This window comes from Cryobacterium ruanii (assembly GCF_004404055.1).
Taxonomy (GTDB): Bacteria; Actinomycetota; Actinomycetes; order Actinomycetales; family Microbacteriaceae; genus Cryobacterium; species Cryobacterium ruanii.
The window spans coordinates 98340-113492 of the sequence record NZ_SOHK01000007.1; the positions used below are offsets into that span (position 1 = coordinate 98340).

A 15153-nucleotide genomic window follows, 5' to 3' on the forward strand; every position below is an offset into this window, starting at 1 on the left:
CCGCGAGCCGTGGCTAGGAGACAGACGAAAGCATCCGCTCGTGGGGACGCGGGTCTGTGCGGGGCATCTGCGAGCAGAGTCTTCGAAGGGCACCCGGTCGACGCTAAGCCGGACAGATTCTTGCCTTCGCTCGGCGAAACGCCGACCGGAGAAGGCCACTAGCCCGGTATAGCGATTCACCACCAGGGCCCAAAATGGGGGTACAGGTTCGGGTGTGTCCGCTGGCAACTCCGGTGCCTTCACGTCAGACTTCGTTCACCGAGGCTGTGCGGCGTCTGAGTCGCCGTATCGGTAGTTCCTTCTGTAGGGGGTGGAACGCAATTTCTCGCGCGTACCCGTGCGAGGGCACGACCACACGCGTCGACAGAGGAACCATGACCAACAGCACGACCTTTCAGGAACGATTCCGGTACTGGTTCGACAGCGTTATGGCCAGGGGCGCTGGCGCCCTGATGGCCCTGCTGGCCCTCGCCAGCCTCGTGTTCATCGCTCTGGTCGCCCTCGTGGTGATGGTCTTTGGGCTTTTTCCCACGGCCGAGCCCGGAGACCCGTCTCCCGGTTTCTTTGAAGTGCTCTGGGGCAACCTGATGCGCACCCTCGACAGCGGCACGATGGGAGGCGACGCGGGGTGGGGATTCCGCGGCGCCATGCTCGTCGTCACCATCGGCGGCGTCATCATGGTGGCCAGCCTGATCGGTATTATCTCGAGCGCCTTCGACTCCAAGGTAGACGAGTTGCGCAAGGGCCGTTCCAAGGTCCTCGAGTCTGATCACACCCTCATCCTCGGCTGGAGCCCCAAGATCTACGCCATCGTCAGCGAGATCTGCGTCGCCAACGATTCCCGTAAGCGCTCGACCATCGTGATCCTGTCAGCTCGCGAAAAGGTCGACATGGAGGATGACCTGCGCGCCCAGGTGCCGAATACCGGAAGGACCCGCATCATCTGCCGCAGCGGCGACCCGATGAACCTCGCCGATCTGGAAATCAGCAACCCGCACACAGCGCGCAGTATCGTCATCCTCGCGCCGGAGGGCAACAGTGACCCGGACTCCGTCGTGATCAAGACCGCGCTGGCCCTCACCAATAATCCGCGCCGCAAGGAGTCGGCGTACCACATCGTCGGCGAAATCCAACACCCCGGCAATCTTGAGGCAGCCCGGCTGGTCGGCCGTGACGAAGCGCACTGGGTGCTCGCGAGCGACCTGATCAGTCGTATCACAGTGCAGAGTTGTCGGCAGAGCGGGCTCAGCGTGGTCTACACCGAGCTGCTCGACTTCGACGGTCACGAGATCTATTTCACTGAGCAGCCCAACCTCGTCGGTCACACCTACTACGACGCTCAGTTGTCCTTCGCCGAATCCTGCGTCATGGGAATGGTCAAGCGCGGGGTTGTGCACCTCAACCCCGAACCCGACTTGGAGTATCAGAGCGGTGACCAGCTCATCGTGATTGCCGAAGACGACAGCACCATTCGCATGAGCGTGCCCGGTGCGGCCGACGAGCAGGCGATCAACGACGCCAGCGTGCTCGCCGTCGCCCCCGAGCGCACCCTGGTGCTCGGCTACAATTCTGGTCTGCACGCCATGCTCGCCGAGCTGGACGAGTATGTCACCGCGGCCTCGAGCGTGACCGTGGTAGCCGACGTGGAGGATCCGCTCTTCGCCCCCTTTGAGAACATGTCGGTGACCTTTCAGAACGGCGACACCACAAGCCGCGCGCTCCTCGAAAGCCTCACGGTGGAGACGTACGACCACATTATTGTCCTGGCCGACAAGGGGGAGACCGTCGAGCCACAGCGTTCCGACGCCCGCACACTCATCACCCTGCTGCACCTGCGGGACATGGCAGACCAGGCGCAGGTCGACCTCAACGTTGTCAGTGAAATGCTCGACGATGCCAACCGCGAGCTGGCCGAAGTGACCCAGGCCGACGACTTCATTGTGAGCGACAAGCTCATCAGCCTGATGCTGTCGCAGATCTCCGAGAACAAGCATCTGACCGATGTGTTCAGCACACTGTTCTCCAGCGACGGAAGTGAAATCTACCTGCGCCCAGCGGATGTTTATATTCGCCCGGGCGCGGAGGTCGACTTCTACACCGTGCTTGAGGCTGCTCGGCGTCGCGGTGAAACCGCCATTGGCTACCGCGTCGCCGAACACGCCCGCAGCAGCGCCCACGCCTACGGGGTCTCCGTCAACCCGAACAAGAGCCAGAAGCGCAGCTTCGCTGCCGACGACAAGATCATCGTGCTGGCCAACGATTAGGGCGAAATCGCCTAGACAGCTTTGAGCTTCGGGGCTACTGTTCCCTCGTCGGCGTCTGTGTGCGTCGGCTCCTTCGGGACAGCACGATCCACGTCGCACCGGTGCGCCGCACACACGCAGCACCCGTTGTCGCATCCTCCAGCACCATCGTTTTCCCCGCGACTCGTCGTGCCTTCTCGGACAACCACCCTGAAATCCACACCGAGTCAAGGAGAAACGTTGTGAAAAAGTTGGTCTTTACCGCAGTCGCCTGCGTCACCGCCGTCGCTTCGGCAATGGTCGCGGCCCCGGCATCCGCTGTGGAGATTCCCATTCTCGGGGGTCCCACGGTGTTGGCGAACGATCTCTTCCTACCCCTGAGCCTGGCTGTCGGCACCGGCGGAACCGTGTACGTTTCGCAGAACGGCCCCGGGTTGCTGAACCGGATCAGTCCCGATGGCACGAACAGCGTGATCGCGAGTGCGACGCCCGGCGATGAGCTCGGTGCAGTTTCGGTGCGAAACGGCACGGTGTACTACTCCACGAACACTCAGGACCACACGGCATCAGTCCTGTACGCACTGCCCGCAGGTGGTGTCGCCACGCCGCTGGGCGATATTTACGCCTATGAGAGCACGGCGAACCCGGACCAGGTCAACACCTACGGATTCGTCGACCTGCCGCAGTCCTGCCTCGACGAATTCGATCCGGCGTCACCACTGGGGCCGGCGACCTACACCGGAGTCGTTGATACCCACCCGTACGCCAGCCTTGCGCTGGACGACGGCGTTTACGTGGCGGATGCCGGCGCGAACGCCGTTCTGAAAGTGGGTTACGACGGCACGGTCAGCACCGCTGCCGTTCTCCCGGCCGGCGACCCGATCGTGGTCAGCGCCGAACTCGCTGCGGGCGTCGGGTTTCCGGCCTGTGTCGTTGGAGCCAGCTACCGGTTCGAACCGGTGCCGACCGACGTCGAACAGGGTAAGGACGGCTGGCTCTACGTCACGAGCCTGCCCGGCGGACCCGAAGACGCGAGCCTCGGCGCCCGCGGCGCGGTCTACCGGTTCAATCCGGTCGACGGCGAAGTGCAGTTCGTGAAGGGCGGGTTCGTTGGAGCGACCGACCTGGCGGTGTCACAGCGCACCGGACTGATTGCCGTGACCGAGCTGTTCGGGGGCCCGAACGGCACCGGACAGGTTTCCGTGTTCCATCCGACCCTGACCGATCGGGTGCTGCAGATTCCGGCCACCTCACCGTCGGCGATCGAGCTTGCCGGCAACAGCGTGTATGTCACGACGAACTCTTTCGTGCCCGACGCTACCGGTGCTCCGCAGCCGATCGGCAAGGTCGTGAAGCTCTCGGTGAGCCTCAACGGCTAGGCCGCGGCATCCGCTCGAAGTGGATGCATCGCCGGCCGCGGCTGACGGTGCATCCACCCAGGATGTCGTGTCGAGGTCGCACCGGAAACCCATACCCGGTTCTGTGAGCGGATAGCGTGGTGACGCCGGCACAACCTCTAGTTTCTTTCGCAGCTGCGCGACGGAACGATCCCGCGTCGATCCTCACGACTTCCCTTAGCCGCATGGCCTGAAGCTAACGTCATTGCCTCGTACCGTGCTGGCTGCGCGAAGGATTGCCTGGGCGCTGAACTTTTCCCGGCCGTACCTCGTGGTAGCTCCAGGCCCCCTACGCCTGCATGCCCGAACAGCGCACCGGGTCTTCGACAGAATCGGTCAACGACAGCGGCAGTCATCGAAACGCACCACTTCATCCCGCACCACTTCAGACCAGTTCACCGAGAGAAGGAAGCAATCATGAACAGCAGAATCTGGCTCAGGGTCGGGCCGGTCGTCGGGGCGGTGGCGCTCAGCGTTCTCGCGCTGACCGGATGCTCGCAGGGAACGACGACACCGGCGGCCGACACGTCGAGCTCGGCGACCGAGGAGGCCGAACCGCCCGCCGAGGCCACGCTCGCCACCGCCGACAGTTCGCTCGGCACGATCGTCGTCGACCCAGCAGGCATGACCCTATATGTCTTCGACAAAGATGTCGCGGACTCGGGAAAGAGCTCCTGCGAGGGCGACTGCCTCGTCAAATGGCCCCCCGTCGTCGCCGAAACCGACACGCCCGTCGTTGACGGTGTCACCGGAACGGTCGGTGTCATCACCCGCACGGACGGCACCAAGCAGGTCACGCTCAACGGGCTGCCCCTGTACTACTGGGCTGGCGACGCTGCTGCCGGTGACACTACCGGCCAGGCCGTCGGCGGCGTCTGGTGGATGGTCGCACCCAACGGCGACAAGATTGCCGGCTAGCACGATCACTCTCCGGTAGTCTCTGGCAGACCACCTCGCCCATCGGCACCGCGAAGCCGATGGGCGCGGCGCGGTGTCCGGCGGCAACCGCGAAGCCGATGGGCGCGGCGCGGAGTGCGGCGGCAACCGCGAAGCCGGTGGGCGCGGCACGGTGTGCGGCGGCAACGGGGCAGAATGAGGGAGTGTATGTCCTGGTGCGGCGAGCGAGCGACGGTGAATTCCTCGTCGACACGCTGGACGAGGCCGGAATTCCGCGTGCGGCGGTACGCCGCCTCACCCTGTCCGCGTTTTTGTCGTTCGTCGCGTCGGTCGAACCGAGCACGCCCGCGCCGCGCTGGGTCTGGGACGACACCGCCCTTATCTATCCGACTCTGCTGGCCGGCGGAATCCGGGTGCGGCGCTGCTACGATCTTCGCTTGTGTCATGTCATCCTGAAAAATTCGGCCCTCACGATGACAAGCGAACTCGCCCTGGCCGCGCCGGACCGTTGGGACGTCGCGAGTTCACCCGCGAGTGACCAGGCCGTACCACGGGCGACCCTCTTCGATTTCGACGCTACCTCAGTCGATGACGGTACCGGTGAATCCACAGCACGAGAGTTTCGCCGCCAACTCGATGCTGTGGCATCTGCCGGCGAACCGGGACGACTACGGCTGCTGCTCGCCGCCGAATCCTCCGGGGCGCTCGTGGCCGCGGAGATGCGCTACGCCGGGCTGCCCTGGCGCACTGACGTGCATGATCTCCTCCTCACTCGGGAACTGGGAGCACGCGTCGCACTCGGCGTTCGGCCGGAACGTCTGGAAACACTGGCCCAATGCATCCGCTCGGAACTGGATGATGCCGCCCTTAACCCGGACTCACCGCAGGAGCTGATCAAGGCGCTGCAACGCGCCGGCCTCGCCGTCACCTCCACCCGCGGGTGGGAGTTGAAAAAGTTGCAGCATCCGGTCATCGAACCGTTGTTGCAGTACAAAAAATTGTCGCGGCTGCTCAGCGCCAACGGCTGGACCTGGATGGAATCGTGGGTCGTCGACGGCCGGTTCCACGCCGACTATGTGCCTGGAGGAGTCGTGACCGGTCGCTGGGCGACCCGCGGCGGCGGGGCGTTACAGCTGCCCAGGCAGATTCGCGGTGCCGTCGTAGCCGACGACGGCTGGAAATTCGTCGTTGCCGATGCCGCACAGCTCGAACCGCGCATACTCGCCGCGCTTGCGCAGGATACGGGCATGGCGCGGGCCGGTCGCGGCACCGACCTGTATGCCGGAATCGTGTCCAGCGGTGTCGTCGAAACGCGCGACCATGCCAAGGTCGCCATGCTTGGTGCCATGTACGGGGCCACGACGGGGGAGAGTGGCCGTCTGATGCCGCGACTGGCCCGAGCCTACCCCCAGGCCATCGCGCTCACTGAGTCGGCGGCTCGCGCCGGTGAGCGCGGCGAGGTCGTGACGACCCGGCTCGGGCGCTCGTCACCGATACCCGGACCGGGCTGGCACGAGTCTCAGGCGCAGGCGTATCACCAGGAGGCCACGGCCACCGATGAGCGGCGGGCGCGCAGCCAGGCCCGGGATTGGGGGCGTTTCACTCGCAACTTCATCGTGCAGGGCAGCGCCGCTGAGTGGGCGCTGTGCTGGATTGCGGAGATCCGACGCGAGCTCACGGCCCTCACGATAGCGGATGCCCCACCGGGGCTGCCAGGTGAGTCGGGTTCTCGCGCCGAACGGTCGGCATCGCCGGGGGCCCGCGCACCCTTCAACAGCACGCCGCACCTGGTGTTCTTTCTGCACGACGAGGTGATCGTACATACGCCGGCCGTGCACGCCGACGCCGTGGTCCAGATCGTCACGACGGCCGCCGAGACGGCCGGTCGACTGTTGTTCGGCGACTTTCCGGTGGATTTCATGCTCACCGTGGCCACGGTCGACAACTACGCCCAGGCGAAATAGATCGAGCCGACTGGGCCCCGTGCCGCCAACGACCGCTGCGCGCGGCCGGCGAATCGGCGAGGGCGCTCCGAGCAAGTCGTGCTGGCCCGCAGGAACCCGGCGCCAGCCCATGTCGTTGACGGTCCGTGGTTGTACATGCGCAGGTGGCTGGGGCATAATGACGCTATCGGTTTGCTGGGCTTTAGAGACCGAACAATTTCACATTCGCCATCGTGCCCACAACTATGAGTTGAAAGCGCGGTCGTTCCGAGGTCGTTGGGGAAGACGAACCTACTAGGAACGGAGATACACGATGGACGCAACACTTAACCGTCGGGCACCGATTGCTCGGGGGATGATTTTCATGCACTCATCTCCGCGCGCCGTCTGCCCGCACGTGGAGTGGTCGGCTGGCCGTGCGCTCGGTGAAGCCGTCAATTTCGACTGGTCGGAACAACCCGCTCTGCCCGGCTCCTACCGGGCCGAGTACTTTTGGGAGGGAGGCCCGGGTACCGGCGCAGCACTCGCATCCGCTCTGCGCGGGTGGGAACAGTTGCGCTTCGAAGTGACCGAAGACGCCGGGCCCGATTCGGATGGCGGCCGGTGGCTGCACACGCCCGAACTCGGCATCTTCCATGCGCAGACCGACAGTGTGGGCAATGTCGTCGTGCCGGAAGATCGCATTCGCTCGGCGATGGAGCACGCGGGGGCGAATGCCATCGAGCTACATCGGCAGCTGCGCCTGGCCCTCGGGCAATCGTGGGATGACGAACTGGAACCATTCCGCCAGGCGAGCGATTTGAATGCAGTGGTCTGGCTGCATCAGGTCGGCTGATCAGCGGGCACCGCAAGAGTGCGGTTCGCCCATGGCGGCGTGGCCTGGCGACCGGTGACGTTCCCGGCGGCAATCCCGCGAAGTCACAGTCTGTGCCCCTGATACCGATAAGGCACGGTGAATCGCTTTACAGAAATGACCCTGTCCGAAGCCGGACGGGGTCATTTCTGATCGTGCAGAGATCAGACCGAGCGGAACGCCACAACGGCGTTGTGGCCGCCGAAACCGAAGGAGTTGCTCAGCGCGAGGAGATCCCCGGCGGGCAGCGCCCGTGGGGCGGTGACCACGTCAAGCGGGATTTCCGGATCCTGCGACGTGAGGTTTATCGTCGGCGGTGCGGTGCGCTCGGCGAGTGCTTTCACCGTGAAGAATGCCTCGAGGGCGCCGGCACCACCGAGGAGGTGACCGGTTGACGCCTTCGTGGCCGAAACCGGGATGCCGTTGAGCAGGACTCCGAACACACGCTTGAGTGCGTTGTACTCGGCGATGTCGCCGACCGGGGTGCTCGTGGCGTGCACATTGATGTGCGAAACATCGGCAAGGGTCGCGCCGGCGTTTTCAATGGTCGACACCATCGCGCGAGCTGCGGCGGACCCTTCCGGGTCCGGCGCGGTCACGTGGTGGGCATCGCTGTTGACGACGCCACCGAGCAGCTCGGCGTAAATATGGGCACCGCGGGCCTTGGCGTGTTCTTCAGTTTCGATGACAAGGGCGGCTGCGCCCTCACCGAGAACGAATCCGTCGCGCGTGACATCGTACGGTCGACTCGCGGTGGCCGGGTCGTCGTTGCGTGTGGACAGGGCGTGCATCGCGGCGAACGAGGCGATCGGCAGTGGGTGGATAGCAGCCTCGGAGCCACCGGCGATGACGACGTCGGCCAGTCCGGCCTGCAGCCGGTTGTAGGCGTTAATGAGAGCTTCGGTGCTCGACGCACACGCGGAAACCACTGTCGTGATCCCGGCGCGGGCGTGCAGGTCCATTCCGATGGCTGCTCCCGGGCCGTTAGGCATGAGCATCGGCACAGTCATCGGGAGCACGCGGCGCGGACCGCGTTCGCGCAGGGTGTCCCAGGCATCGAGCAGGGTCCACACCCCGCCGATTCCAGTCGCCCAGTCCACGGCGAGGCGTTCGGGCTCGACCTCGGGGGAGCCGGCATCGGCCCAGGCTTCACGTCCGGCGATCAGCGCGAATTGGCTGGACGGGTCGAGGCGTTTGACCTCAAATCGTTGCAGCACATCCACGGCCTTGACCCGTGCCTGTGCGGCAAAAGTCACGGGGATCGCTGTTTCAGCGACCCAGGCTTGCTCGAGGGTGGTGGCGCCCGATTCGCCGGCCAGGAGGGCCGTCCAGGTGTCGACCGCCGTGCCGCCCAGCGGCGTAGTGGCACCGATACCGGTGATAACGATTTTTTTGGTCATAAGTCAACTCTCCATCGAAGGACAAACGTGTGGGCCGGCGCGTTGTGGCACCAGCCCAGTGAACAGGTCGGCCGATTTCCGGCCGACCTGGTTCAAGCCTGGGCCTAGTCCTGGGCCTTCACGATGAACTCAACGGCGTCGCCGACGGTCTTGAGGTTCTTGACCTCTTCGTCGGGGATCTTTACGTCGAACTTCTCTTCTGCGTTGACGACAATGGTCATCATCGAGATGGAGTCGATGTCCAAGTCGTCGGTGAACGACTTGCCGAGCTCAACCGTGTCGGCTGCGATCCCGGTCTCGTCGTTGATGAGCTCGGCCAGGCCGGTCAGAACTTCTTCGGTGGACAATGCCATGTTTTTCTCCTTGAGGGTGTCTCGGTTGACCGAGAACTAGTTTAGGGGGTGGGTAGGTTAGGGCAGCACAACGACTTGCGCGCCGAAGACGAGTCCGGCACCAAAGCCGATCTGGAGCGCGAGTCCGCCGCTGAGCTCAGGATGTTCTTCGAGCAGACGATGAGTTGCGAGGGGAATCGAGGCCGATGAGGTGTTGCCGGTCGTAGCGACGTCACGGGCGATGACCACGGATTCCGGCAGTTTGAGCTGCTTGGCAAACTCATCGATGATGCGCATGTTGGCTTGGTGCGGAATGAATGCCGCCAGGTCGGCGCTGTCGATTCCCGCAACTGCGAGGGCTTTCTTGGCGACCTTGGCCATGTCCCAGACCGCCCAGCGGAACACTGCGGGTCCTTCCTGACGGAGGGTAGGCCAGGCGGCCTCGCCGCGACGATATTCCTGCAGGGTATGGTCCATTTGGATCGTTTCCGCCTTGGAGCCGTCCGAGCCCCAGACCGTGGTGGAAATGCCCGGGTAGTCGCTCGGACCGATGACGACGGCTCCGGCTCCGTCGCCGAGGAGGAACGAAATGCTGCGATCGGTCGGGTCAATCAGGTCGGAGAGCTTCTCGGCGCCAATGACCAGCGCGTATTTCGCAGCACCGGTGCGAATAAGGGCGTCGGCCTGCACGATGGCGTAGGCATAACCGGCGCAGGCTGCGTTGATATCGTACGCGGCGGCCGGGTTGGTGCCGACTCGGTCTGCGACGATGGCGGCGACCGACGGCGTCTGCCGAATATTACTGATCGTTGCGACGATCACAGCATCGATGAGCGCAGGATCGATACCGCTGCGCTCGATCGCCTCGCGGGCGGCGTCCGTTGCCAAGTCGATCACGTCGATGTCCTGGCTGGCTCTGGTTCGGGTGATAATTCCGGTGCGTTGCTGAATCCACTCGTCGGAGGAATCGATGGCTTCAACGAGTTCATCGTTGGGTACGACGAGGTCGCCGCGTGCGGCTCCGACGGACAGGATGCGGGTGAACTGCGGTCCGTGTGACTGTTTGAGTGTTGGCTTGGTCATAATCTCTTTCATCTGATTCAGGACTGCTGGTCGATCATGGCCCAGGCGGCGGGCAAGTCGTCCGGGGTCTTGATGGCGACGCTGGGGACGCCTTTGAGTCCTCGCTTCGCGAGACCGACGAGGGCGCCGGCGGGCGCCACCTCGATGATTCCGGTGACTCCCGCCGCAGCAAAGGCCTCCATGCACCTGTCCCACCGTACCGGTGACGACACCTGAGCGACCAGCAGATCCACAAAGCGGGTGCCGTCTTTCACCTGGCTGCCATCGCGGTTGGTCCAGATGGGGAGGGTCGGATTGTCGGGCCGCAGCGAGTCGGCGACTACGGTCATCCGCTCGACGGCAGGCCGCATATACCGGGTGTGGAATGCACCGGCGACCTGCAGCGGAATGACCCGGGCACGGGTCGGGGGAGTCTCGGCCAGGGCGGCGAGGGCATCGAGGGCGCCGGCCACCACGATCTGGCCGCTGCCGTTGAAGTTCGCCGGTTCGAGGCCGAGCTCGGCGACGCGGGCGAGCAGCTCGGTCTCATCGGCACCGATCACGGCGCTCATCCCGGTGGGAATGAGGGCGGCAGCAGCTTGCATCGCCATGCCGCGTGCGTGCACGAACCGCACCGCTTCAGAGGTATTCAGGATGCCCGCTCCCGCAGCGGCGGTCAGCTCGCCCACTGAGTGCCCGGCGATACCGCCAATTCGGTCGCGGCGTTCCGGCGTGAGCAGCGTTTCGAGGGTGAGGATGCCGGCGGCCACGATCAGGGGCTGGGCGATGGCCGTGTCGCGAATGGTGTCGGCGTCACTGATCGTGCCGTGGGCGAGGAGGTCCAGGCCGAGGTCCTCGGAAATGTGTTGCAGGCCAGCGCTGAAGGCAGGCAGGGCCAGCCAGGGTTCGAGGAATCCGGGAGTTTGGGAGCCCTGACCCGGGCAGACGACAACGATCATTTAGTCAGTCTTCCAATCTGGTGGGACAAATGAATGTGCAGATCGCACGAAGAATTCAGGAAAGCTTTGTCGGTAGTCGCACCTCGACGACGTTTCGTGGGGTTAATCAGCGACGGCGGGTTGAACCGTCGTGGTCGCTGATCGAGCCGATGATGAGCGCCGACTGCAAGATGAGTGCCTCTCGGGCTCCGGTGGCGTCATAGCCGATGACCTCCGAGACGCGTTTAAGGCGATAGCGCACGGTGTTGGGGTGCACGAACAGTTCGCGCGCGGTCGCCTCGAGCGAGCGGCCGTTGTCGAGGTAGCACCACAGCGTGGTCAGGAGCTCGGTGGAGTGCGCCTGCAGGGGCCGATAGATGCGATGGATTAGCGTGGCCCGGGCGAGCGGATCGCCGGCGAGGGCGCGTTCGGGGAGCAGATCGTCGGCCTGCACCGGCCGCGGCGCGTTCCGCCACGAGCGAGCGACGGCGAAACCGGCCAGCGCGGCTTTGGCACTCTTCGACGCATCCACGAGGTTGGGCACCTCGTGACCGAGCACCAGGTGCCCGGGGCCGAAGATCGGCTCGAGCTGCATGGCGATCTCCATGAAGGTCAACGCCGCAGCCGTGCCGACATCTTCGCTGTCAGCCGGCGCCGGTCGGGCTCGACCGATCACGAGCACGAGGCGGTTCCCCTGCACGCCGATGAGCACGTCGGCGGCCATGTGCCGGGCGGCGCGGCGCAACTGGTCGACGTCGAGCATCTGGGGCGTTGTGCCGACCAGAACGCAGACTTCACCATGGCCGTGCCAGCCGAGCGCTGCGATCCGGCTGGGCAGTTCGTCGTCGTACTCCCCGCTGAGAATGGAATCAACGACGAGAGCTTCGAGGCGCGCGTCCCAGAGGCCGCGCGCCTCGGCGGCGCGAGCGTAGACATCCGCTGCCCCGAAGGCGATCTCGCGCGAGTAGAGCAGAATCGCTTCCCGCAGGGCTTCACCGCCGTCCTTGACGCGTTCTTCGACGACTTCGACGGTCACTCGAATGAGCTGCAGCGTCTGCTGCAGGCTCACCGAGCGGAGCAGTTCTCGTGGCGCGGCGCCGAAGACGTCAGCGGCGATCCACGGCGTCGACCGCGGGTCGTCGAACCACGAGATGAAGCTCGTGATCCCGGCCTGGGCCACCAGGCCGACGGCGGACCGCCGCCCCGGTGGCATGTCGCCATACCAGGACAGCGTGTCTTCGAGTCGTTTGAGCGTTTGGGTCGACAGCTCACCGGAGATGGTGCGCAGCCAGTTGAGAGTCTGCTCTTTCGTTTTGGGCGCCGGTGCCACGGTTTCTTAGCTCTCGCCCCCGGCAGAGCCGGTGGTGCCCGCGCTCACATCGTGCAGGCGGTACTTGGCGATTGCCTGCCCGGCGAGGCTGCGGTCTACCTCGCCGCGGCGGGCGAGTAGCTCGAGGGTACGCACGACCATGGACGGACCGTCGATCTTGAAGAACCGGCGTGCGGCGGGTCGGGTATCCGAGAAGCCGAAGCTGTCGGCGCCGAGCGTCGCGAAGTCGCTCGGAACGAACTGCCGAATCTGGTCGGGAACGGCGTGCATGAAGTCCGATACAGCCACGAAGGGGCCGGCGGCGCCTGCAAGCTTCGTGGTGACGTACGGGATGCGGGGCTCGTCGTCGGGGTTGAGGAAGTTGTGTTCCTCAGCCGCCAGGCCGTCCCGGCGCAGTTCGGTCCACGAGGTGACCGACCAGACGTCCGCCGAGACACCCCAGTCGTCAGCGAGCAGTTGCTGGGCCTCCAGCGCCCACGGCACGGCGACGCCCGAGGCGAGGAGTTGCGCCTTCGGTCCGCTCACCGTGGATGCGTTCACCCGGTGGATGCCGTGCAGGATGCCGTCAACGTCAACGTCTGCGGGTTCGACCGGCTGCACAGCGGGCTCGTTGTACACCGTGATGTAGTACATAACGTTCGGGTCGGTGTGGGTGCCGCCGTACATGCGCTCGAGTCCGGCGCGCACGATGTGGCCGATCTCATAGCCGTACGCCGGGTCGTAGGAGACGACGGCCGGGTTGGTCGACGCCAGCAGCGGCGAGTGACCGTCGGCGTGCTGCAGACCTTCCCCGGTCAGCGTCGTGCGACCGGCCGTGGCGCCGACGATGAAACCACGGCTCATCTGGTCACCGGCAGCCCACAGGGCGTCGCCGGTGCGCTGGAATCCGAACATGGAGTAGAACACGTAGACCGGAATCAGTGGTTCGCCCTGCGTGGAATACGACGTGCCTACGTTGGTGAAGGCCGCTGCGGCGCCGGCCTCGTTGATGCCGACGTGCAGGATCTGGCCCTGCGGGCTCTCCTTGTACGCGAGCAGCTGGGCGTGGTCGACCGAGGTGTAATGCTGGCCGTTGGGGTTATAGATTTTTGCGTTCGGGAAAAACGCGTCGATGCCGAAGGTGCGAGCCTCGTCGGGAATGATCGGAACGATGCGGTTGCCGAAATCCTTGGCCCGCAACAGTTCCTTGAGCAGACGAACGAACGCCATGGTCGTGGCGATTTCCTGCGTTCCCGACCCCTTCTTGGCGACGGCGTAGGTCTCATCGCCGGGCAGGTTGAGCTTGGTGTGCGTGGTGCGACGTTCCGGCAGGTATCCGCCGAGCGCACGACGACGCTCGTGCATATACTCGATCGCCTCATCCCCGTCACCGGGGGTGTAGTAGGGCGGCAGGTACGGATTTTCCTCGAGCTGGGCATCCGTGATCGGCACGTGCATGCTGTCCCGGAACGACTTGAGGTTGTCGAGGGTCATCTTCTTCATCTGGTGGGTCGCGTTGCGGCCCTCAAAGCTAGGACCAAGACCGTAACCCTTGACTGTCTTCGCGAGGATGACGGTGGGCTGGCCGGTGTGCTCCGACGCTGCCTTGAACGCGGCATAGACCTTGCGGTAGTCGTGGCCGCCGCGCTTGAGGTTCCAGACCTCATCGTCGCTTAGATGCTCGACCAGCTTGAGTGCGCGCGGGTCCCGGCCGAAGAAGTTCTCACGCACGTAGGCGCCGCTTTCGGCCTTGTAGGTCTGGTAGTCACCATCGGGCGTGACGTTCATGAGGTTGATCAGGGCGCCGTCGACGTCGTTTTTGAGCAGGTTGTCCCACTCGCGACCCCAGACCACCTTGATAACGTTCCAACCGGCACCGCGGAAGAAGCTCTCCAGCTCCTGGATGATTTTGCCGTTTCCGCGCACCGGGCCGTCGAGGCGCTGCAGGTTGCAGTTGATCACGAAGTTGAGGTTGTCGAGGCCCTCGTTGGCGGCGACCTGCAGCTGGCCGCGGCTTTCCACCTCGTCCATCTCACCGTCTCCGAGAAACGCCCAGACCTGCTGGTCGCTGGCGTCTTTGATGCCCCGGTTGGTCAGGTAGCGGTTGAGCTGGGCCTGATAGATGGCGTTGATTGGACCGAGTCCCATGGAGACGGTCGGGAATTGCCAGAACTCTGGCATGAGCCGGGGGTGCGGGTACGAGGATATCCCGTCGGGGGCGTGCGACTTCTCCTGGCGGAATCCGTCGAGCTGGTTCTCCGTCAGGCGGCCCTCGAGAAAGGCCCGAGCGTAAGTGCCGGGGGAGGCGTGGCCCTGGATGAAGATCTGGTCGCCACCACCCGGGTGGTCCTGACCGCGAAAGAAGTGGTTGAAACCGACTTCATAGAGGGCAGCGGATGACGCATAGGTCGAGATATGGCCACCCACAGCGATGCCGGGACGCTGGGCGCGGTGCACCAGAACGGCAGCGTTCCAGCGAATCCAGGCTCGGTAACGGCGCTCGATGTCTTCGTCGCCCGGGAAATCTGGTTCGTTCTCCGGGGCGATGGTGTTGATGTAATCCGTGGTCGGAACCATGGGAACGCCCAAATGAAGCTCTTTCGAACGCTTCAACAGGCTGAGCATGATCTCCCGTCCGCGTTCGTGGCCGTGTTCGGCAACGAGCGAATCGAGGGATTGCGACCACTCCGCCGTTTCCTCCGGGTCGGTGTCGGCGTTGTTCGTCGAGTACGGGTCCTGGTCGTTGACCGTCACAGTCGACCTCTCCTTGGGGTTTGCG

The 15153-nt window shown here is 64.6% G+C and carries 11 protein-coding genes; 5 read left to right on the top strand and 6 right to left on the bottom strand.

The window, feature by feature from the left end; all coding sequences use genetic code 11:
- Positions 1 to 374 precede the first annotated feature (374 nt).
- From E3T47_RS03955 to E3T47_RS03980, 5 genes are all read left to right on the top strand, one after another.
- Entirely contained in the window at positions 375 to 2264 is a 1890-nt protein-coding gene (locus E3T47_RS03955) for a CASTOR/POLLUX-related putative ion channel (RefSeq protein ID WP_134554506.1), read from the top strand.
- Between the two features lie 221 nt (positions 2265 to 2485).
- Positions 2486 to 3622 carry a ScyD/ScyE family protein gene (locus E3T47_RS03960; RefSeq protein ID WP_134554508.1) on the top strand — a complete coding sequence of 379 codons (1137 nt, stop codon included), beginning with the start codon at positions 2486 to 2488 and terminating at the stop codon, positions 3620 to 3622.
- 435 nt (positions 3623 to 4057) lie between these two features.
- Positions 4058 to 4558, top strand: a complete 501-nt coding sequence (locus tag E3T47_RS03970) for a COG4315 family predicted lipoprotein (protein WP_134554510.1) — start codon at positions 4058 to 4060, stop codon at positions 4556 to 4558.
- A 182-nt stretch (positions 4559 to 4740) separates the two neighbouring features.
- Positions 4741 to 6501: a bifunctional 3'-5' exonuclease/DNA polymerase gene (locus tag E3T47_RS03975; RefSeq protein WP_241981921.1), complete on the top strand. Its 1761-nt coding sequence runs from the start codon at positions 4741 to 4743 to the stop codon at positions 6499 to 6501.
- A 334-nt stretch (positions 6502 to 6835) separates the two neighbouring features.
- Positions 6836 to 7315, top strand: coding sequence for a DUF3145 domain-containing protein (locus tag E3T47_RS03980; protein ID WP_134555067.1), 480 nt, complete (start codon positions 6836 to 6838; stop codon positions 7313 to 7315).
- Positions 7316 to 7497: 182 nt separating this feature from the next.
- Here E3T47_RS03980 and E3T47_RS03985 read toward each other — a convergent pair whose 3' ends face one another.
- The 6 genes from E3T47_RS03985 to aceE form a co-directional block, all read right to left on the bottom strand.
- Positions 7498 to 8733, bottom strand: a complete 1236-nt coding sequence (locus tag E3T47_RS03985) for a beta-ketoacyl-[acyl-carrier-protein] synthase family protein (RefSeq protein ID WP_134554514.1) — start codon at positions 8731 to 8733, stop codon at positions 7498 to 7500.
- Between the two features lie 104 nt (positions 8734 to 8837).
- On the bottom strand, positions 8838 to 9086 hold the full coding sequence (locus E3T47_RS03990; RefSeq protein ID WP_134554516.1) for an acyl carrier protein: 249 nt from the start codon (positions 9084 to 9086) through the stop codon (positions 8838 to 8840).
- 57 nt (positions 9087 to 9143) lie between these two features.
- Positions 9144 to 10148: a beta-ketoacyl-ACP synthase III gene (locus E3T47_RS03995; RefSeq protein WP_134554518.1), complete on the bottom strand. Its 1005-nt coding sequence runs from the start codon at positions 10146 to 10148 to the stop codon at positions 9144 to 9146.
- Between the two features lie 17 nt (positions 10149 to 10165).
- On the bottom strand, positions 10166 to 11086 hold the full coding sequence (locus tag E3T47_RS04000) for an ACP S-malonyltransferase (RefSeq protein WP_134554519.1): 921 nt from the start codon (positions 11084 to 11086) through the stop codon (positions 10166 to 10168).
- A 106-nt stretch (positions 11087 to 11192) separates the two neighbouring features.
- Entirely contained in the window at positions 11193 to 12395 is a 1203-nt protein-coding gene (locus E3T47_RS04005) for a PucR family transcriptional regulator (RefSeq protein ID WP_105036859.1), read from the bottom strand.
- A gap of 6 nt (positions 12396 to 12401) precedes the next feature.
- Positions 12402 to 15128, bottom strand: a complete 2727-nt coding sequence (aceE, locus tag E3T47_RS04010; protein ID WP_134554521.1) for a pyruvate dehydrogenase (acetyl-transferring), homodimeric type — start codon at positions 15126 to 15128, stop codon at positions 12402 to 12404.
- Positions 15129 to 15153 lie beyond the last annotated feature (25 nt).

Coding starts and splice junctions, on each gene's coding strand:
- E3T47_RS03955 (WP_134554506.1), top strand. CDS start 375: ATGACCAACAGCACGACCTTTCAGGAACGATTCCGGTACTGGTTCGAC.
- E3T47_RS03970 (WP_134554510.1), top strand. CDS start 4,058: ATGAACAGCAGAATCTGGCTCAGGGTCGGGCCGGTCGTCGGGGCGGTG.
- E3T47_RS03980 (WP_134555067.1), top strand. CDS start 6,836: ATGATTTTCATGCACTCATCTCCGCGCGCCGTCTGCCCGCACGTGGAG.
- E3T47_RS03985 (WP_134554514.1), bottom strand. CDS start 8,733: ATGACCAAAAAAATCGTTATCACCGGTATCGGTGCCACTACGCCGCTG.
- E3T47_RS03990 (WP_134554516.1), bottom strand. CDS start 9,086: ATGGCATTGTCCACCGAAGAAGTTCTGACCGGCCTGGCCGAGCTCATC.
- E3T47_RS03995 (WP_134554518.1), bottom strand. CDS start 10,148: ATGACCAAGCCAACACTCAAACAGTCACACGGACCGCAGTTCACCCGC.
- E3T47_RS04000 (WP_134554519.1), bottom strand. CDS start 11,086: ATGATCGTTGTCGTCTGCCCGGGTCAGGGCTCCCAAACTCCCGGATTC.